Annotated in this window: 18 protein-coding genes; 12 read left to right on the top strand and 6 right to left on the bottom strand. The window is 67.4% G+C overall.

Translation table 11 applies throughout. From position 1 onward, the window contains the following. Together paaI and paaK are read left to right on the top strand one after the other, a co-directional pair. Positions 1 to 378: hydroxyphenylacetyl-CoA thioesterase PaaI (gene paaI, locus AC3IFE_RS26665; protein ID WP_489193058.1), on the top strand; the 378-nt coding region annotated here is incomplete at its 5' end. A 38-nt stretch (positions 379 to 416) separates the two neighbouring features. Beyond that, positions 417 to 1,715 (top strand): phenylacetate--CoA ligase PaaK, encoded by a 1,299-nt coding sequence (gene paaK, locus AC3IFE_RS26660; protein ID WP_489193056.1) that lies wholly within the window; start codon positions 417 to 419, stop codon positions 1,713 to 1,715. A gap of 246 nt (positions 1,716 to 1,961) precedes the next feature. Here paaK and mltA read toward each other — a convergent pair whose 3' ends face one another. After that, positions 1,962 to 3,086, bottom strand: a complete 1,125-nt coding sequence (gene mltA, locus AC3IFE_RS26655; protein ID WP_489193054.1) for a murein transglycosylase A — start codon at positions 3,084 to 3,086, stop codon at positions 1,962 to 1,964. A 28-nt stretch (positions 3,087 to 3,114) separates the two neighbouring features. Here mltA and AC3IFE_RS26650 point away from each other — a divergent pair, with 28 nt between their 5' ends. Beyond that, positions 3,115 to 3,258 carry a hypothetical protein gene (locus AC3IFE_RS26650; RefSeq protein WP_235356184.1) on the top strand — a complete coding sequence of 48 codons (144 nt, stop codon included), beginning with the start codon at positions 3,115 to 3,117 and terminating at the stop codon, positions 3,256 to 3,258. A 21-nt stretch (positions 3,259 to 3,279) separates the two neighbouring features. Here AC3IFE_RS26650 and apaG read toward each other — a convergent pair whose 3' ends face one another. Beyond that, entirely contained in the window at positions 3,280 to 3,654 is a 375-nt protein-coding gene (gene apaG, locus AC3IFE_RS26645; protein WP_089466589.1) for a Co2+/Mg2+ efflux protein ApaG, read from the bottom strand. Between the two features lie 177 nt (positions 3,655 to 3,831). Between apaG and rpe the strand changes: the two genes are divergently transcribed. From rpe to AC3IFE_RS26605, 8 genes are all read left to right on the top strand, one after another. Continuing rightward, entirely contained in the window at positions 3,832 to 4,518 is a 687-nt protein-coding gene (gene rpe, locus AC3IFE_RS26640) for a ribulose-phosphate 3-epimerase (protein WP_011883156.1), read from the top strand. A 4-nt stretch (positions 4,519 to 4,522) separates the two neighbouring features. Then, positions 4,523 to 5,296: a phosphoglycolate phosphatase gene (locus tag AC3IFE_RS26635; RefSeq protein WP_489193051.1), complete on the top strand. Its 774-nt coding sequence runs from the start codon at positions 4,523 to 4,525 to the stop codon at positions 5,294 to 5,296. A 357-nt stretch (positions 5,297 to 5,653) separates the two neighbouring features. After that, a complete protein-coding gene (locus tag AC3IFE_RS26630; protein WP_489193049.1) occupies positions 5,654 to 7,564 on the top strand; it encodes a chorismate-binding protein in 1,911 nt (636 codons plus the stop codon). 13 nt (positions 7,565 to 7,577) lie between these two features. Further along, positions 7,578 to 8,177, top strand: a complete 600-nt coding sequence (locus AC3IFE_RS26625) for an aminodeoxychorismate/anthranilate synthase component II (protein ID WP_089466572.1) — start codon at positions 7,578 to 7,580, stop codon at positions 8,175 to 8,177. A gap of 13 nt (positions 8,178 to 8,190) precedes the next feature. Next, a complete protein-coding gene (gene trpD / locus AC3IFE_RS26620) occupies positions 8,191 to 9,222 on the top strand; it encodes an anthranilate phosphoribosyltransferase (protein WP_059577389.1) in 1,032 nt (343 codons plus the stop codon). Between the two features lie 28 nt (positions 9,223 to 9,250). Next, positions 9,251 to 10,036 carry an indole-3-glycerol phosphate synthase TrpC gene (trpC, locus tag AC3IFE_RS26615; RefSeq protein ID WP_089466571.1) on the top strand — a complete coding sequence of 262 codons (786 nt, stop codon included), beginning with the start codon at positions 9,251 to 9,253 and terminating at the stop codon, positions 10,034 to 10,036. Further along, on the top strand, positions 10,036 to 10,662 hold the full coding sequence (locus AC3IFE_RS26610; RefSeq protein ID WP_489193046.1) for a CYTH domain-containing protein: 627 nt from the start codon (positions 10,036 to 10,038) through the stop codon (positions 10,660 to 10,662). Before trpC ends, AC3IFE_RS26610 begins: the two co-directional genes overlap by 1 nt. 13 nt (positions 10,663 to 10,675) lie before the next feature. Then, positions 10,676 to 11,605, top strand: a complete 930-nt coding sequence (locus AC3IFE_RS26605; protein ID WP_489193044.1) for a uracil-DNA glycosylase — start codon at positions 10,676 to 10,678, stop codon at positions 11,603 to 11,605. 123 nt (positions 11,606 to 11,728) lie between these two features. Here AC3IFE_RS26605 and AC3IFE_RS26600 read toward each other — a convergent pair whose 3' ends face one another. From AC3IFE_RS26600 to AC3IFE_RS26585, 4 genes are all read right to left on the bottom strand, one after another. Then, positions 11,729 to 12,325, bottom strand: a complete 597-nt coding sequence (locus AC3IFE_RS26600) for an FMN-dependent NADH-azoreductase (protein WP_089466568.1) — start codon at positions 12,323 to 12,325, stop codon at positions 11,729 to 11,731. A gap of 148 nt (positions 12,326 to 12,473) precedes the next feature. Continuing rightward, positions 12,474 to 14,276, bottom strand: coding sequence for a M61 family metallopeptidase (locus tag AC3IFE_RS26595; RefSeq protein ID WP_489193041.1), 1,803 nt, complete (start codon positions 14,274 to 14,276; stop codon positions 12,474 to 12,476). Between the two features lie 105 nt (positions 14,277 to 14,381). Next, positions 14,382 to 15,110, bottom strand: coding sequence for a DsbC family protein (locus AC3IFE_RS26590; protein WP_489193039.1), 729 nt, complete (start codon positions 15,108 to 15,110; stop codon positions 14,382 to 14,384). A gap of 90 nt (positions 15,111 to 15,200) precedes the next feature. Beyond that, the gene (locus AC3IFE_RS26585; protein ID WP_489193037.1) at positions 15,201 to 16,379 is read right to left on the bottom strand and encodes a UbiH/UbiF family hydroxylase; all 1,179 of its coding nucleotides are present in this window, start codon (positions 16,377 to 16,379) and stop codon (positions 15,201 to 15,203) included. Between the two features lie 246 nt (positions 16,380 to 16,625). Here AC3IFE_RS26585 and ychF point away from each other — a divergent pair. Further along, a partial coding sequence (gene ychF / locus AC3IFE_RS26580) for a redox-regulated ATPase YchF (protein WP_489193035.1) occupies positions 16,626 to 17,235 on the top strand: 610 nt, incomplete at its 3' end.

Here is a 17,235-nt window from a genome sequence, read left to right as displayed (position 1 = left end):
GAAGACCAGATCGCATTCGGCATGGAAATCGCCGAAGTCCGCGCCGGCTATGCCCGCCTGCAGATGCGCGTGCGGCCCGAATTCCTGAACGGGCACCAGACCTGTCACGGCGGGATCATCTTCACGCTCGCCGATTCGACGTTCGCGTTCGCATGCAATTCGTACAACGTGAATGCGGTCGCGGCCGGCTGCTCGATCGAATTCCTGCGCCCCGTGCACGGCGGCGACATGCTGACGGCCGAGGCGATCGAACAGGCGCGTGCCGGTCGCCACGGCATCTACGACATCCGCGTCACGAACCAGACAGGCGACACGGTCGCGATGTTTCGCGGCAAATCCGCCCAGATCAAGGGCACGGTCATCCCGGAAGACCGCTGACGGCGACGGCTCGCCCATAACAAACACTGGAGACATGCATGACTACCCCGCTACCGCTCGAGCCGATCGAGACCGCCTCACGGGACGAGCTGACCACGCTGCAGCTCGAACGCCTCAAATGGTCGCTCCGGCATGCGTATGACCACTCGCCCGTCTATCGCCGCAAGTTCGACGAAGCGGGCGTGCATCCGGACGACCTGAAGACGCTCGCCGACCTGTCGCGCTTCCCGTTCACGACCAAGGGCGACCTGCGCGACAGCTATCCGTTCGGGATGTTCGCGGTGCCGCAGGACCAGGTCTCGCGCATCCACGCATCGTCGGGCACGACCGGCAAGCCGACGGTCGTCGGCTATACGGCCGCCGACATCGACACATGGGCGAATCTCGTCGCACGTTCGATCCGCGCGGCCGGTGCGCGCCGCGGCGACAAGGTGCATGTCAGCTACGGCTATGGCCTCTTCACGGGCGGGCTCGGCGCGCACTATGGCGCCGAACGCGCAGGGCTGACCGTGATCCCGTTCGGCGGCGGGCAAACCGAAAAGCAGGTACAGCTGATCCAGGATTTTCGGCCCGACATCATCATGGTCACGCCAAGCTACATGCTGTCGATCGCCGACGAGATCGAGCGCCAGGGCCTCGATCCCGTGCAGAGTTCGCTGCGCATCGGCATCTTCGGCGCGGAGCCGTGGACCAACGACATGCGCGTCGCGATCGAACAGCGGATGGGCATCGACGCCGTCGACATCTACGGGCTGTCCGAAGTCATGGGCCCCGGCGTCGCGTCCGAATGCGTCGAGACCAAGGACGGCCCGACCATCTGGGAAGACCATTTCTATCCGGAAATCATCGACCCCGAAACCGGCGAAGTGCTGCCGGACGGCGAACTCGGCGAGCTCGTGTTCACGTCGCTGACGAAGGAAGCGCTGCCGATCATCCGCTACCGCACCCGTGACCTCACCCGCCTGTTGCCGGGCACCGCCCGGACGATGCGGCGGATGGAGAAGATCACCGGCCGTTCGGACGACATGATGATCGTGCGCGGCGTCAACGTGTTCCCGACGCAAATCGAGGAGCAGTTGCTCAAGCAGCGCGCGCTCGCGCCGCACTATCAGATCGTGCTGACCAAGGAAGGCCCGCTCGACGTGCTGACGCTCAATGTCGAGCCCTGCCCGGAGACGGCGCCCGATACCGCGGCGATCCAGGCGGCCAAACAGGCGCTCGCGTACGACATCAAGTCGCTGATCGGCGTGACGGCCGTGATCAACGTGCTGCCGGTGAACGGCATCGAGCGCTCGGTCGGCAAGGCGCGCCGCGTCGTCGACAAACGCAAGGGCTGAGGTCGCTCGCCGCGCGTGCATCGTGCAGCGGCGAATCCGCGCCTGCAAACGAAACAGCCCAATCGGCCAATGCCGATCGGGCTGTTTTACGCCGAAGCGCCGTTCGACGTGACACGCAAAGCATCACGCGAACTGAAATCACACGAGCACACCGGCGATCAGTCCGGCCCCCCCTCACGCGCGTGAGACGCGCGATCCAGGCCGCGTCTCGTTCACGAGCCCCCGCCGGGCGACCCGCGCGCGCAATCACGAATTCGGGAACAACAGCCACATCCGGCCGACCTGCTTCATCCGGCCGGCCAGGTCGCCCGCGTCGTCGCCGAGCCCCCAGAAATAGTCCGCCCGCACGCCGCCCTTGATCGCCGAGCCCGTATCCTGCGCGAACACGAGCCGGTTCATCGGCGTATTCGTCAGCGGACGCGTGGTCTGCAGGAACACCGGCGTGCCGAGCGGGATCGACGACGGATCGACCGCGATCGAGCGCTCCGGCGTCAGCGGCACGCCGAGCGCGCCGATCGGACCCTCCGCGCCGCCGTGCGGCGCATCCTCCTTGGTCGGCATGTCGCGGAAGAACACGAAGCGCGGATTCGTGTCGAGCAGCGCGTCCACGCGCGTCGGGTTCGCCTTCGCCCACGCCTTGATGCCCTGCATCGTCGCCTGCGCGGGCGTCAGCTCGCCGCGATCGAGCAGCCACTTGCCGATCGAACGGTACGGCTGGTTGTTGGTGCCGCCGAAGCCGACGCGCATCACCGAGCCGTCGTCGAGCAGCACGCGACCCGAGCCCTGCACCTGCAGAAAGAATGCCTCGATCGGATCGTCGACCCACACGAGCTCGTTGCCGTTCAGGATGCCGGCGCGCTCGAGCTGCGCACGTGCCGGCAGCGCGGCACCCGCGCGATAGCCGGCCGGCCAGCGATAGAGCGCGTACTGATACGGGCCGCGGCGTACGCGCGAACCGTGCAGCAGCGGCTCGTAATAGCCGGTCACGAGCCCGTCGAGCGTACCGTCGGTGTTCGCGAACTGGAACGGCGTGAAATACGTTTCGAAGAAGCTGCGGGCGCTGCTGACGTCGAGCTCGTCGAGCCGGTCGGCGGCCGCGCAAGCGCGCGCCCAGGCCGGCTGGCGCGCGAGCCGCGCGCAGTTCTGCCGCAGCGCGGCCGTCGCGCCGATCAGCGAATCGTCCTGCCAGCCCGGCACCTGCTGCCACGCGACCGGCGTGAGCCGCTTCGCGGCGACCTGCCCCGGCACGATCGCCGCTCCGGTCGGCGGCTTCAGCGCGGAGGTCCGCGTCGGCGCGCCGCCGCACGCCGCGAGCAGCGCCGCCGCTGCGGCCGCGGCCATCCACCCGGCCAGCCGGGGCCCAAACCACATACAATGTCCGTTCTTGATGGAAACCGCCATGTCAGATTTTCTCGACCAATATCCGATGCTCATCTTCGCGCTCGAAGCCTTCGTCGCGCTTGCCCTGCTGATCTTCATCGTCGTGTGGACGTCGTCGGGCAGAAAGAAGCAGGCCCGCCGCGACGACCGCCAGCCGCGCTGACGCACGTCGCACACCGCACGCTCAATGCAGCGTGCGCGGCATGTGCAGGGCGAACTCCTCGACCGGCGCCTCGAAACGCTCGCCGTCCTCCGCCACGCAGAAGTACGCACCGCGCATCGTGCCAACCGGCGTCGCGATCACGGCCCAGCTCGTGTATTCGAAATGCTCGCCCGGCTGCAGCAGCGGCTGGTGCCCGACGACGCCGAGCCCCTTCACTTCCTGCACGTGGCTCTCGCTGTCCGTGATGATCCAGTGACGGGCGATCAGCTGCGCCGCGACTTGCCCGGTGTTGCGGATCGTCAGCGTGTACGCGAATGCGTATTGACGGTGATCGGGGTCGGATTGTTCCGGCAAGTAGCTGGTTTTCACCGAAACGGTGAACTGATACTGACTCATGGTGTGTCCGCTGTAGGTAACCGCGCGCGCCGACTCGAGCGGCCGGGCCGCGGGCGCGCCGCATTGGTTCGGCATTCTATGCGCAATCGGGCCGCAACCGCACGGCCTGCCGCCGCGCGCCCGATCGCCGGACGGTAGAATGACGGTTTTGCGCCGCAACGTCCCCCGCTCCCTGTCATGACTCAATTCCGCATCGCTCCCAGCATCCTGTCGGCCGACTTTGCACGGCTCGGCGAAGAAGTCCGCAACGTGGTCGCCGCCGGCGCCGACTGGATTCACTTCGACGTGATGGACAACCATTATGTGCCGAACCTGACGATCGGCCCGCTCGTCTGCGAGGCGATCCGCCCGCACGTGCAGGTGCCGATCGACGTGCACCTGATGGTGCGCCCGGTCGACCGGATCGTGCCCGATTTCGCGAAGGCCGGCGCGAACCTGATCAGCTTCCACCCGGAAGGCTCCGATCACATCGACCGCACGCTGTCGCTGATCCGCGACCACGGCTGCAAGGCCGGTCTCGTGTTCAACCCGGCCACGCCGCTGAACTACCTCGACCACGTGATGGATCGCCTCGACTTCGTGCTGCTGATGTCGGTCAACCCCGGCTTCGGCGGCCAGTCGTTCATCCCGGAAACGCTGAACAAGCTGCGCGAGGCGCGCGCCCGCATCGACGCGTACACCGAGCGCACGGGCCGCGAGATCCTGCTCGAAGTCGACGGCGGCGTGAAGACCGACAACATCGCGGAAATCGCGGCGGCCGGCGCCGACACGTTCGTCGCGGGTTCGGCGATCTTCGGCAAGCCCGACTACCGCAAGGTGATCGACGAGATGCGCGCGGCCCTTGCGACCGTCGAGCGGAGCTGACGCCGTGGCCGACTCGTCGTTCGCCGGCCACGCGCCGGCCGGGGCCGCCGCGGACGCTGCACACGCGGCCCCGATCCGCTTCGGTGCGCCGCGCATCGAAGCCGCGCTGATCGACCTCGACGGCACGATGGTCGACACGGCCGACGATTTCACGGCCGGCCTGAACGGGATGCTCGCGCGGCTCGGCGCGCCGGCCACGTCGCGCGACGAGGTGATCGGCTACGTCGGCAAGGGTTCCGAACACCTGATCCAGAGCGTGCTGAAGCCGCGCTTCCCGGCCGACGAGGCGCACGCGCGCTTCGACGACGCACTGGCGATCTACCAGGCCGAATACGCGAAGATCAACGGTCGCCACACACGTCTCTATCCGGACGTGGCGGCCGGGCTCGACGCACTGCGCGCGGCCGGCATCCGGCTCGCGTGCGTGACGAACAAGCCGCACCGCTTCGCGGTCGAGCTGCTCGAACAATACGGGCTGGCCGGCTGCTTCGGCATCGTGCTGGGCGGCGACAGCGTCGCGCGCAAGAAGCCCGATCCGCTGCCGATGCTGACGGCCTGCGACGCGCTCGGCGTCGCGCCGGACGCCGCGGTCGCGATCGGCGATTCGGAAAACGACGCGCTGGCAGGCCGCGCGGCCGGGATGGCGACGCTGACGGTGCCGTACGGCTACAACCACGGCAAAGCTATACAAACGATAAATTCGGATGGTATAGTCGATTCGTTGCTGGTCGCGGCTCGCGCAATTTCCGCGCACAACGCCGCCCGGCCAACCGTCTGATTATTTCTTCCATCCGCATGTTTCTGAATAAAAAACGGAGTCTGAGCAGCATCGACCGGGGAGCCTGGCCCTGGCGTCGCTGGTCGCGCTAACCTCTTCGATGAGGTACGCTGAAGCACGTCTTCAGCGCCGTTTTTTATCTCGCTGCGCATCCGCGCGCCGATCGTCGCACCACCTCGAGTTCCACCGCGTCCGAACGCTTGCGTTCAGGTTCGGCCGCAGGCTCGCGACGTTCACGCCCGGAGTGCCGGCCGGCAACAGGCACTTCTCGATCGACCGCCCTTTCGCCGACGGCCACCCGCGCAGCGTCAAATGATCCCTGGCGCACGCGCCGCTCGTCCCGAACAGGACCGGAACATGACCGAACTCGAATTCCAATCGCTCGCGAACGAAGGCTACAACCGCATCCCGCTGATCGCGGAAGCCCTCGCCGATCTCGAAACGCCGCTGTCCCTCTACCTGAAGCTGGCCCAGCCCGAACGCGCGGGCGCCAACTCGTTCCTGCTCGAATCGGTGGTCGGCGGCGAGCGTTTCGGCCGCTATTCGTTCATCGGCCTGCCCGCCCGTACGCTCGTACGCACCCGCAACGGCGTGTCGGAAGTGGTGCGCGACGGCGAGGTCGTCGAGACGCACGACGGCGACCCGTTCCAGTTCATCGAATCGTTCCAGGCCCGCTTCAAGATCGCGCAGCGCCCGGGCCTGCCGCGGTTCTGCGGCGGCCTCGCCGGCTACTTCGGCTACGACGCGGTGCGCTACATCGAGAAGAAGCTCGCGAACACCGCGCCGCGCGACGATCTCGGCCTGCCCGACATCCAGTTGCTACTGACCGAGGAAGTCGCGGTGATCGACAACCTCGCCGGCAAGCTCTACCTGATCATTTACGCGGACCCGGGCCAGCCCGAAGCGTATGCGAAGGCGAAACACCGCCTGCGCGAACTGAAGCAGCGCCTGCGTACGACCGTGCAGCCGCCCGTCACGTCGGCGAGCGTGCGCACCGAGACGTTCCGCGAATTCAAGAAGGACGACTATCTGGCCGCCGTGCGCCAGGCGAAGGAATACATCGCCGCCGGCGAGCTGATGCAGATCCAGGTCGGCCAGCGGCTGACGAAGCCGTACCGCGACAATCCGCTGTCGCTGTACCGCGCGCTGCGTTCGCTGAACCCGTCGCCGTACATGTATTACTACAACTTCGGCGATTTCCACGTGGTCGGCGCCTCGCCGGAAATCCTGGTGCGCCAGGAAAAGCGCGGCGAAGACCAGATCGTCACGATCCGCCCGCTCGCCGGCACGCGCCCGCGCGGCAACACGCCCGAGCGTGACGCGGAACTCGCGACCGAGCTGCTGAACGATCCGAAGGAAATCGCCGAGCACGTGATGCTGATCGATCTCGCGCGCAACGACGTCGGCCGCATCGCGGAAATCGGCTCGGTGCAGGTGACCGACAAGATGGTGATCGAGAAGTACTCGCACGTGCAGCACATCGTCAGCTCGGTCGAAGGCAAGCTGAAGCCCGGCATGACGAACTACGACGTGCTGCGCGCGACGTTCCCGGCCGGCACGCTGTCCGGCGCGCCGAAGGTGCGCGCGATGGAACTGATCGACGAGCTCGAGCCGGTCAAGCGCGGGCTGTACGGCGGTGCGGTCGGCTACCTGTCGTTCTCGGGCGAGATGGATCTCGCGATCGCGATCCGCCCGCTCGCCGGCACGCGCCCGCGCGGCAACACGCCCGAGCGTGACGCGGAACTCGCGACCGAGCTGCTGAACGATCCGAAGGAAATCGCCGAGCACGTGATGCTGATCGATCTCGCGCGCAACGACGTCGGCCGCATCGCGGAAATCGGCTCGGTGCAGGTGACCGACAAGATGGTGATCGAGAAGTACTCGCACGTGCAGCACATCGTCAGCTCGGTCGAAGGCAAGCTGAAGCCCGGCATGACGAACTACGACGTGCTGCGCGCGACGTTCCCGGCCGGCACGCTGTCCGGCGCGCCGAAGGTGCGCGCGATGGAACTGATCGACGAGCTCGAGCCGGTCAAGCGCGGGCTGTACGGCGGTGCGGTCGGCTACCTGTCGTTCTCGGGCGAGATGGATCTCGCGATCGCGATCCGCACGGGCCTGATCCACAACGGCAACCTGTACGTGCAAGCGGCGGCCGGCGTCGTCGCGGATTCGGTGCCCGAATCCGAATGGCAAGAGACCGAGAACAAGGCGCGCGCGGTGCTGCGTGCGGCCGAACAGGTCCAGGACGGCCTCGATAGCGACTTCTGACCGGAGACTGACCATGCTGCTCATGATCGACAACTACGACTCGTTTACCTACAACCTGGTCCAGTACTTCGGCGAACTCGGCGAGGACGTGCGCACCTACCGCAACGACGAAATCACGCTCGACGACATCGCGCGCCTGAACCCCGACACGATCTGCCTGTCGCCCGGCCCGAGCAATCCGCAACACGCGGGCATCACGCTCGACGTGCTGCGCGAATTCGCGGGCAGGAAGCCGATCCTCGGCGTCTGCCTCGGCCACCAGGCGATCGGCGAAGCGTTCGGCGGCCGCGTCGTGCGCGCGAAGACCATCATGCACGGCAAGGTGAGCCGGATCGAAACCGACTGCCGCGGCGTGTTCGCCGATCTGCCGAAGCATTTCGACGTGACGCGCTACCACTCGCTCGCGATCGAGCGCGAATCGCTGCCCGACTGCCTCGAGGTGTCCGCGTGGACCGACGACGGCGAGATCATGGGCGTGCGTCACAAGACGCTGCCGGTCGAAGGCGTGCAGTTCCACCCGGAATCGATCCTGTCCGAGCACGGCCATGCGCTGCTCGAGAATTTCCTGAACCAGCATCGCGCAGCGGCCCATGCCGCCGCACCGGCTGCGTGACGGGAGACGCACGATGACGATTACCCCGCAGGAAGCGCTGCAACGCACGATCGAGCACCGCGAGATCTTCCACGACGAAATGCTGCACCTGATGCGGCTGATCATGCGCGGCGACATGTCGCCCGTGATGGCGGCCGCGATCATCACCGGGCTGCGCGTGAAGAAGGAGACGATCGGCGAGATCGCCGCCGCCGCGACCGTGATGCGCGAATTCGCGAACCACGTCGAGGTGCAGGACAACTCGAATTTCGTCGACATCGTCGGCACCGGCGGCGACGGCTCGCACACGTTCAACATCTCGACCGCATCGATGTTCGTCACGGCGGCCGCGGGCGCGAAGGTCGCGAAGCACGGCAACCGCGGCGTATCGAGCAAGTCCGGCAGCGCCGATGTGCTCGAGGCGCTCGGCGTGAACATCGACCTGCAGTCGGACCAGGTCGCCGCATCGATCGCCGAGACGGGCATGGGCTTCATGTTCGCGCCGAACCATCACCCGGCGATGAAGAACATCGCGGCCGTGCGCCGCGAGCTCGGCGTGCGCACGATCTTCAACATCCTCGGCCCGCTGACCAATCCGGCCGGCGCGCCGAACCAGCTGATGGGCGTGTTCCACCCCGACCTCGTCGGCATCCAGGTGCGCGTGATGCAGCGTCTTGGCGCGCAGCACGTGCTCGTCGTGTACGGCAAGGACGGGATGGACGAGGTGTCGCTCGGCGCCGCGACGCTCGTCGGCGAATTGCGCGACGGGAAGGTGCACGAATACGAAATCCATCCGGAGGACTTCGGCCTGCAGATGGTGTCGAACCGCACGCTGAAGGTGGAAAATGCGGACGAATCGCGCACGATGCTGCTCGGCGCGCTGGACAACCAACCGGGCGTCGCGCGCGAGATCGTCACGCTGAACGCGGGCACCGCGCTCTACGCGGCCAATATCGCCGAGTCGATCGCGGACGGCATCCAGCTCGCCCGCGAAGCGATCGCGAGCGGCAAGGCCCGCGCGAAAGTCGACGAACTCGTGCGCTTCACGCAGCAGTTCAAGCGCTGACCCTCTCACGAATCCAGCAGGAACCCCTATGAGCGACATTCTCGACCGAATCATCGCCGTCAAGCGCGAAGAAATCGCGGCGGCCCTGCGCAGCACGCCGCTCGAGGCACTGAAACTCGAGGCCTCCGCGCGCGACCTGCGCGACTTCGTCGGCGCGCTGCGCGCGAAGCACGCGGCCGGCAACGCTGCGGTCATCGCCGAAATCAAGAAAGCAAGCCCGTCGAAAGGCGTGCTGCGCGAGCATTTCGTGCCGGCCGACATCGCGCGCTCGTATGCGGCGCACGGCGCCGCGTGCCTGTCGGTGCTGACCGACGAGCAGTTCTTCCAGGGCGGCGTCCGCTACCTCGAGGAAGCGCGCGCGGCCTGCACGCTGCCGGTGCTGCGCAAGGACTTCATCGTCGATGCGTACCAGATCGTCGAAGCCCGCGCGATGGGCGCCGACGCGATCCTGCTGATCGCGGCCGCGCTCGACACGCCGCTGATGCAGGATCTCGAAGCCTATGCGCACTCGCTCGGCCTCGCGGTGCTGGTCGAAGTGCACGACCGCCACGAACTGGAACAGGCATTGACGCTGAAGACGCCGCTGCTCGGCATCAACAACCGCAACCTGCGCACGTTCGAGACGTCGATCCAGACCACGCTCGACATGCTCGACATGATTCCGGCGGACCGCATCGTCGTGACGGAATCGGGCATCCTGTCGCGCACCGACGTCGACACGATGCGCGCGGCGAACGTGAACACGTTCCTCGTCGGCGAGGCGTTCATGCGCGCCGACCAGCCGGGCGAGGAACTCGCACGGATGTTCTTCTGATGGCGATCGAACAGGAAATCAAGCTCGCGCTGCCGGCCGGCCAGGCCGACGCGGCGCGCCGCTTCTTCGAGACGCTGACCGGCGAACCCGGTCACGCGATCACGCTCGCGAACGTCTATTACGACACGCCCGATCTCGCGCTCGCGCGTTCGAAGAGCGCGGTGCGCGTGCGCCGCACGCCGGACGGCTGGCTGCAGACGTTCAAGACGGTCGGCAGCGCGGAAGGCGGACTGCATAGCCGCCACGAATGGGAACTGCCGGTCGCGGGCGACGCGCTCGAAATCGACGCGCTCGTCGCGGCCTGCGACGTGCCGGAAGCCGCGGCCGCGCTCAATGACGCGGCCGACGCGCTGCATGCGCTGTTCCGCACGGACTTTTCGCGTACGCTGTGGCGCGTCGCAATCGGCGGCGCAACCGTCGAGGCCGCGGTGGATCTCGGCGAGATCGTCGTCCAGGCGGAACACGAGACGCGCCGCGAACCGATCAGCGAAATCGAACTCGAACTGATCGACGGCCCGGAAACGGCGCTCGCGACGCTCGCCGCCGAACTGCAGCAGGCGCTGCCGGGCCTCGTTCCCGAAAACATCAGCAAGGCGCAGCGCGGCTACCGGCTGCGCGCGCAATAAACACGCATCACGCATGGCAACCCGCAAGACTTCCCGCGCGCCGCAACAGGCGTCGCTGTTCGACGATCCCGTGCCGGAAACGGCACCGGCCGATATTCCGTCCCCGGCTGCCGAGCCGGCGACGGCCCGGCGCAAACCCGCGAAGAAAACCGCCGCACCGGCGCGCGAGCCCGTGCCCGAGCCAGCCGCGGCCGCCGCGGCCGCGCAACCCGTTGCCGCCGACGTACCGCATCTCGCCGCGCAATTCGACGCACTGCCGGCCGTCTGGCGCGACGTGCTGAAACCGTTCACCGACAGCGACGCGTACGCGCCGCTGTGCCGCTTCGTCGACGACGAGCGTGCGGCCGGCAAGACGGTCTACCCGACCGACGTGTTCCGCGCGCTGCGCCTGACGCATCCCGACGACGTGAAGGTCGTGATCCTCGGCCAGGATCCGTACCACGGCGACGATCGCGGCACGCCGCAGGCGCACGGCCTCGCGTTCTCGGTGCCGCCGGCCGTGCGCACGCCGCCGTCGCTGCGCAACATCTTCAAGGAAATCGCCGCGAACTTCGGTCACGACACGCCGCGTCACGGCTGCCTCGACACGTGGGCGCGCCAGGGCGTGCTGCTGCTCAACACCGTGCTGACGGTCGAGCGCGGCGCGGCCGCGAGCCATGCGAAGCGCGGCTGGGAGCAGTGCACGGACACGCTGATCCGCGAGCTTGCCGGCCGTCATCGCGGCCTCGTATTCATGCTGTGGGGCGCGCATGCGCAGGCCAAGCGCGCACTGTTCGACGCGAACGCGCATTGCGTGCTCGAGGCGCCGCATCCGTCGCCGCTGTCCGCGCACCGCGGCTTCCTGGGCTGCCGCCATTTCGCGCTCGCGAACGATTATCTGGTCGATGCCGGCCGCGAACCGATCGACTGGCGCCTGCCGGACGTGGCCGAAACGCTCGCGTAACGGCCTCGGTTGCGGCGGGTTCGCCCGCCGGCCGAATGCAAAAACGCCGCGTCCCTGTCGGGGCGCGGCGTTTTTTATCGGGCGACGCAGCGGGTGCATCGCACCCCGCCTCGACCTGACGCGTTACGCGGCGGCGATCGCTTCGCGTGCGCCGGCGAGCGCGGCGCTCTGCGCGTCCGGGCCGAGGTTCAGGCCTTCCGCGTGGATGAAGCTCACGTCGGTCAGGCCGATGAAGCCGAGGAACGTGCGCAGGTACGGGGTCTGGCTGTCGTTCGGCGTACCCAGGTACTTGCCGCCGCGGGCCGTCACGACGTACACCTTCTTGCCCTTGATCAGGCCTTCCGGACCGTTCTCGGTGTAGCGGAACGTGACGCCTGCGCGCGCGATCCAGTCGAAGTACGCCTTCAGTTGCGACGAGACGCCGAAGTTGTACATCGGCGCGCCGATCACGATGATGTCAGCGGCTTGCAGCTCGGCGATCAGCGCATCGCTCTTCGCGACGATCGCATTCTGTTCCGCGGTGCGCTTGTCGGCCGGCGTGAAGAACGCGCCGAGCACCGATTCGTCGAGGTGCGGCAGCGCCTCGGCGAGCAGGTCGCGAACCACGACGTTCGCGCCGGGGTTCGATTGTTGCAGCTTTGCCGTCAGTTCATTGGCCAGCAGCGTGGATTGCGCACCTTGCGAACGCGCGGCGGAATTGATTTGCAGAATGGTCGTCATGTCAGGCTCCGGGTGGGGTTGCGCTTCGGTAGCGCGAGTGACGCCATTGTGCGTGGCCACATGACCGCGAAAAAGCGGGTTCAGGGCGACGGATTGTTGCAGCAGCAGAACAATTGTTGATCGCGCCCCGATACCCGCTTCCGTACGATTACCCGTTCAGCCAGGCTTCGCGGGCCTTCGTGGCCGCGGCCGGCTTCGCGGCCGCCGTCAGCCGGTAGCGCGTGACGTCCGGGCCGTCCAGCTTCAGTTTCGCGGTGCGCAGCTCGTCGCGGCGGAACGCATGAACCTCGACCTTGTCGCCCGGCCGATAGCGCGCGAGCAGCGCGTCGAGGTTCGTGCCGGTCACGCGCAGCCCGTCCACCGCGATCAGCGTGTCGCCGGCCGACAACCCCGCGCGATGCGCGGCGCCGCCTTCGTAGACCGCCGCCAACGTGCAGTCCGCGCCGCCGCGCAGGCGCGCGCTGATCGTCGGCTTCGCGGCCGCGCCGATCGCGACGTCGGGGGCCAGCGTCACGCCGAACGGCGCGAGCAGTTCGGCGAGCGGCAGGTCGCGCGTGCCGTGCACGGCGTCGGCGAACAGGCGGCCGAGCGCAACGCCCGTTGCCTCCTCGATCAGCGCCTCGACCTCGTTTTCTTCCACGCCCGCCTGCTTGCCGCCCCGATAGAAATCGCGGCCGTAGCGTTGCCACAGCAGGCGCATCACGTCGTCGAGCGACTTGCGGTTGCGCGTCTGCGCGCGGATCGCCAGATCGAACGCGAGCGCGACGAGCGAGCCCTTCGTGTAATAGCTGACGATCGCGTTGGTCGCGTTCTCGTCCTGGCGGTAGTACTTGATCCAAGCGTCGAACGAGCTTTCCGCGACGCTCTGCTTGAGCCGCCCCGTGCCGCGTAGCACGCCGCCGATGGTGCGGCCGAGCGCCGCGAAATATTCGTCCTGCGACATCAGCCCGCTGCGGACCAGCATCAGGTCGTCGTAATACGACGTGAAGCCCTCGAACAGCCACAGCAGCGACGTGTAGTTCTCGCGCGCGAGGTCGTACGGCACGAACGCCGCCGGCTTGATGCGCTTCACGTTCCACGTGTGGAAATACTCGTGGCTGCACAGGCCGAGATACGTGCGATAGCCTTCCGTCGTTTCCGGGCGCCCCTTCACCGGCAGGTCGGTCCGGTTGCAGATCAGCGCGGTCGACGCACGATGCTCGAGGCCGCCGTAGCCGTCGCTGACCGCGAGCGTCATGAACACGTAGCGATCCATCGGCGCCTTCCTCGACTTCGGCTCGAACAGCGCGATCTGCGCTTCGCACACCCGCTTCAGGTCGGTACGCAACCGCTCCAGGTCGAGCTGCGTCACGCGCCCGGCGATCACGATGTCGTGAGGCACGCCGTGCGCGTCGAACGTCGCCAGCGCGAATTCGCCGATCGTCACCGGATGGTCGGACAGCTCGTCGTAGTTCGCCGCGCGATACGCGCCGAAACCGTAGCGTTTCGTGCCGCGCGCTTCGGGCAGCGCAGTGCCGACGCGCCACGTGCGGAACGCCGGACCGGCCGGTTTCGCGATGTCGACTTCGCACGGTGCCTGCTCGCGGCCCGCGACGCTCAGGAACACGGCCGTCGCGTTGAAGAAGCCGCCCGAATCGTCGAGATACGCGGAGCGCACCGACAGGTCCCACGCATAGACGTCGTAGCGCAGCGTCAGCGCGCCGCTGACGGGCGCTGCCTGCCACGTGTGCTTGTCGGTCTTCGCGATGCGCACCTTGCGGCCCGCGTCGTTGAACGCATGGAGCGTCACGATGTTGCGCGCGAACTCGCGCACGAGATAGCTGCCCGGAATCCATACCGGCAGCGAGAAACGCTGGCCTTCGGGATCGGGATCGGCAACCGTCACCGTCACTTCGAACAGGTGCGCGGCAACATCTTTCGGGACAATCGAATAGCGGATCGGCTGGGTCATCGTGGCAATCGGTCGGTCGAATACGGCGGCGAAAACGAAGAGAGGCGCCGGCAGATCATGCGGGCGCCCCTCGCTGGCCGGGCCATGCGCCCGGCGTGCAGTCGGTTACTTGCTCGAGGCGAGCGCCTGGTTGAGCTGGTCGGCCGATACCGCGCCCGGCAGGCGACGGCCGTCCGGCAAGAAGATCGTCGGCGTGCCGGTGACGTTCATCCCGCGGCCGAGCGCGAGGTTCTTGTCGAGGGCGGTGGTGTCGCAGGTGCCGGCACCGGACGGCGCGCGGTGGTCGAGCATCCAGCTTTCCCACGTCTTCGCGCGGTCGGTCGCGCACCAGATCGCCTTCGACTTCACGGTCGAATCCGGCGACAGCACCGGGTAGAGGAACGTGTAGACGGTCACGTTGTCGATCGACTGCAGCGTCGTCTCGAGCTTCTTGCAGTACGGGCAGTTCGGATCGGAGAACACCGCGATCTTGCGGGCGCCGTTGCCCTTGACGACCTTGATCGCATTGGCGAACGGCAGGCTCGCGAAATCGATCTTGTTGATTTCGGACAGGCGGGCGTCGGTCAGGTTCTTGTGCGTCTTGGTGTCGACGAGATCGCCGAGCAGCACGTAGTCGCCCGCCGCGTCGCTATAGATGATCTGCGTGCCGAGGTTTACTTCGTAAAGACCTGCAACCGGCGATTTCGACACGCTCTTGATCGGCGCGTCGCTGCCGAGACGGGCTTGCAGCGTGGCCTTCAGCTTGTCGGTGGTCTGGTCGGCCTGCGCGGTGCAGCCAAGCGTCGCCATCGTGACGGCCAGCGCCAGCGACGCGATGCGGATCGTTTTTTTCATCGAAATCTTCCTTCAGCTCAATCGGAGTGCACGCCACAGTGTACGCCGTAACGGAACCGTCTCCGACCCGCGCGGTGGCGGAAGGTTCGATCAGCCGAGCGCGGCCGACACGAGCCAGCGCTTCACGAGCGGCTGCGCGCCGACGAACGCCATGCCCGCATTGCGCACCGCCTTCGCGAGCGAGCCCGGCACCGCGAACAGCCGCTGCAGGCCGTCGGTGGCGACCATCAGCGCGCGGATGTCCTCGCGGCGCGAACGCTCGTAGCGGCGCAGCAATACCGGATCGCCGAGATTGCGGAAGCTTTCCTTGCCCGCGATCGCGTCGACGAGCGCGGCGACGTCGCGCAGACCGAGGTTCATCCCCTGCCCGGCGAGCGGGTGGATCAGGTGCGCGGCATCGCCGACGAGCGCGACGCGCGGCGCAATCAGCTTGTCGACCGTCTGCAGCGCCAGCGGGAAACCGGCGGCCGGCGTCACGCATTCGAGCGTGCCGACCTGACCGTGCGACACGCGCTCGACCTCGGCCGCGAGCTGCGCCGGATCGAGCGCGAGCAGCTCGTCCGCATGTGCGGTGTGCGCGGACCATACCAGCGACACGTGGCCGTCCGGCAGCGGCAGCAGCGCGACGATCTCGCCTTCGTGGAACCACTGGTACGCCGTCTCGCGGTGCGGCAGCGACGCCTTGAAGTTCGCGACGACGCCCGTCTGCCGGTAGTCGCGCCGCTCCACCCTGGCCCCCATTTGGGAGCGCACCCACGAATGCGCGCCATCGGCGCCGACGACGAGATCGGCCTCGAGCACTTGCCCCGACGACAGCGTGAGCACGGCCGCGTCGTCGCGCACGTCGAAGCCCTGCGCACGCGCGTCGAACCACGTGAGGTTCGGCTGGAACCGCAGCGCGGCGTCGAGCGACGCCTCGACCAGCGACGATTCGGCGATCCAGGCGAGCTGCGGCACGGACGCCTGGTAGGCGGAAAAATGCAGTTCGGCATGTGCATCGCCATACACGCGCATGTCATAGACCGGCGCGAGCCGGCCGTGGTCGAGCGCCTGCCAGACCCGCAGCCGCTCGAGCAACGCCTGCGAACTGGACGACAGCGCGTAGACACGCGTGTCGAACGCGAGATCCGCGGGGCGCGGCGTGGCCGGCTGGGCGAGCAAGGCGGTCTGGTAGCCGGACTGGGTCAGCGCAAGCGCGGCCGTCTTGCCGACGAGCCCGCCGCCGACCACGGCGACGTCGAAGGAGTGGTGGGCAGTCATGGCGGGCATTATAGCCGCGGGGCCAAACCCTTACGCGGCCGGACTTTGCGGGAAATCAGCAGAATCGCAGGCCGGTGCGCCCGCGCGGCGGCCCGCCGCATCGGCCGTTCGGCGGCAGGCCCGGAATCCGGGCGCCGGCACGGTACAATAGCGTCTTTGACCGTCGGCCCGCCGCGCTCCCCGCGCCGGCCGCCCTTTTTTCCCGCGCCGCCGTGCCCTGTCCGGCCGCGCCGCCTCACCCGTCCGAAGGATTCCATGAGTCTCAAATGCGGCATCGTCGGCTTGCCCAACGTCGGCAAGTCCACCCTGTTCAATGCGCTGACCAAGGCCGGCATCGCCGCCGAGAACTACCCGTTCTGCACGATCGAGCCGAACGTCGGCATCGTCGAAGTGCCGGATACGCGTCTGAAAGCGCTCTCAGAGATCGTCAAGCCCGAGCGCGTCGTGCCGGCCGTCGTCGAGTTCGTCGACATCGCCGGCCTCGTCGCGGGCGCGAGCAAGGGTGAAGGCCTCGGCAATCAGTTCCTCGCGAACATCCGCGAAACCGACGCGATCACGCACGTCGTGCGCTGCTTCGAGGACGACAACGTCATTCACGTCGCCGGCAAGGTCAGCCCGATCGACGACATCGAAGTGATCAACACCGAACTCGCGCTCGCCGATCTCGGCACCATCGAGAAGGCGCTCACGCGCTATTCGAAGGCGGCGAAGTCGGGCAACGACAAGGAGGCGGCGAAGCTCGTCGCGGTGCTCGAAAAGGTGCGCGCGCAGCTCGACCAGGGCAAGGCCGTGCGCGGCCTCGCGCTGTCGGACGACGAACAGGCGCTGATCAAGCCGTTCTGCCTGATCACCGCGAAGCCGGCGA

This window comes from Burkholderia sp. APQ4-4ca (assembly GCF_057837105.1).
This window is presented reverse-complemented; position numbering and strand designations above follow the sequence as displayed.

Bases quoted from the DNA above. Each gene is read 5' to 3' on its own strand.
- paaK (WP_489193056.1), top strand. From the start codon at position 417: ATGACTACCCCGCTACCGCTCGAGCCGATCGAGACCGCCTCACGGGAC.
- mltA (WP_489193054.1), bottom strand. From the start codon at position 3,086: ATGTGGTTTGGGCCCCGGCTGGCCGGGTGGATGGCCGCGGCCGCAGCG.
- AC3IFE_RS26650 (WP_235356184.1), top strand. From the start codon at position 3,115: ATGTCAGATTTTCTCGACCAATATCCGATGCTCATCTTCGCGCTCGAA.
- apaG (WP_089466589.1), bottom strand. From the start codon at position 3,654: ATGAGTCAGTATCAGTTCACCGTTTCGGTGAAAACCAGCTACTTGCCG.
- rpe (WP_011883156.1), top strand. From the start codon at position 3,832: ATGACTCAATTCCGCATCGCTCCCAGCATCCTGTCGGCCGACTTTGCA.
- AC3IFE_RS26630 (WP_489193049.1), top strand. From the start codon at position 5,654: ATGACCGAACTCGAATTCCAATCGCTCGCGAACGAAGGCTACAACCGC.
- AC3IFE_RS26625 (WP_089466572.1), top strand. From the start codon at position 7,578: ATGCTGCTCATGATCGACAACTACGACTCGTTTACCTACAACCTGGTC.
- trpD (WP_059577389.1), top strand. From the start codon at position 8,191: ATGACGATTACCCCGCAGGAAGCGCTGCAACGCACGATCGAGCACCGC.
- trpC (WP_089466571.1), top strand. From the start codon at position 9,251: ATGAGCGACATTCTCGACCGAATCATCGCCGTCAAGCGCGAAGAAATC.
- AC3IFE_RS26610 (WP_489193046.1), top strand. From the start codon at position 10,036: ATGGCGATCGAACAGGAAATCAAGCTCGCGCTGCCGGCCGGCCAGGCC.
- AC3IFE_RS26605 (WP_489193044.1), top strand. From the start codon at position 10,676: ATGGCAACCCGCAAGACTTCCCGCGCGCCGCAACAGGCGTCGCTGTTC.
- AC3IFE_RS26600 (WP_089466568.1), bottom strand. From the start codon at position 12,325: ATGACGACCATTCTGCAAATCAATTCCGCCGCGCGTTCGCAAGGTGCG.
- AC3IFE_RS26595 (WP_489193041.1), bottom strand. From the start codon at position 14,276: ATGACCCAGCCGATCCGCTATTCGATTGTCCCGAAAGATGTTGCCGCG.
- AC3IFE_RS26590 (WP_489193039.1), bottom strand. From the start codon at position 15,110: ATGAAAAAAACGATCCGCATCGCGTCGCTGGCGCTGGCCGTCACGATG.
- AC3IFE_RS26585 (WP_489193037.1), bottom strand. From the start codon at position 16,379: ATGCCCGCCATGACTGCCCACCACTCCTTCGACGTCGCCGTGGTCGGC.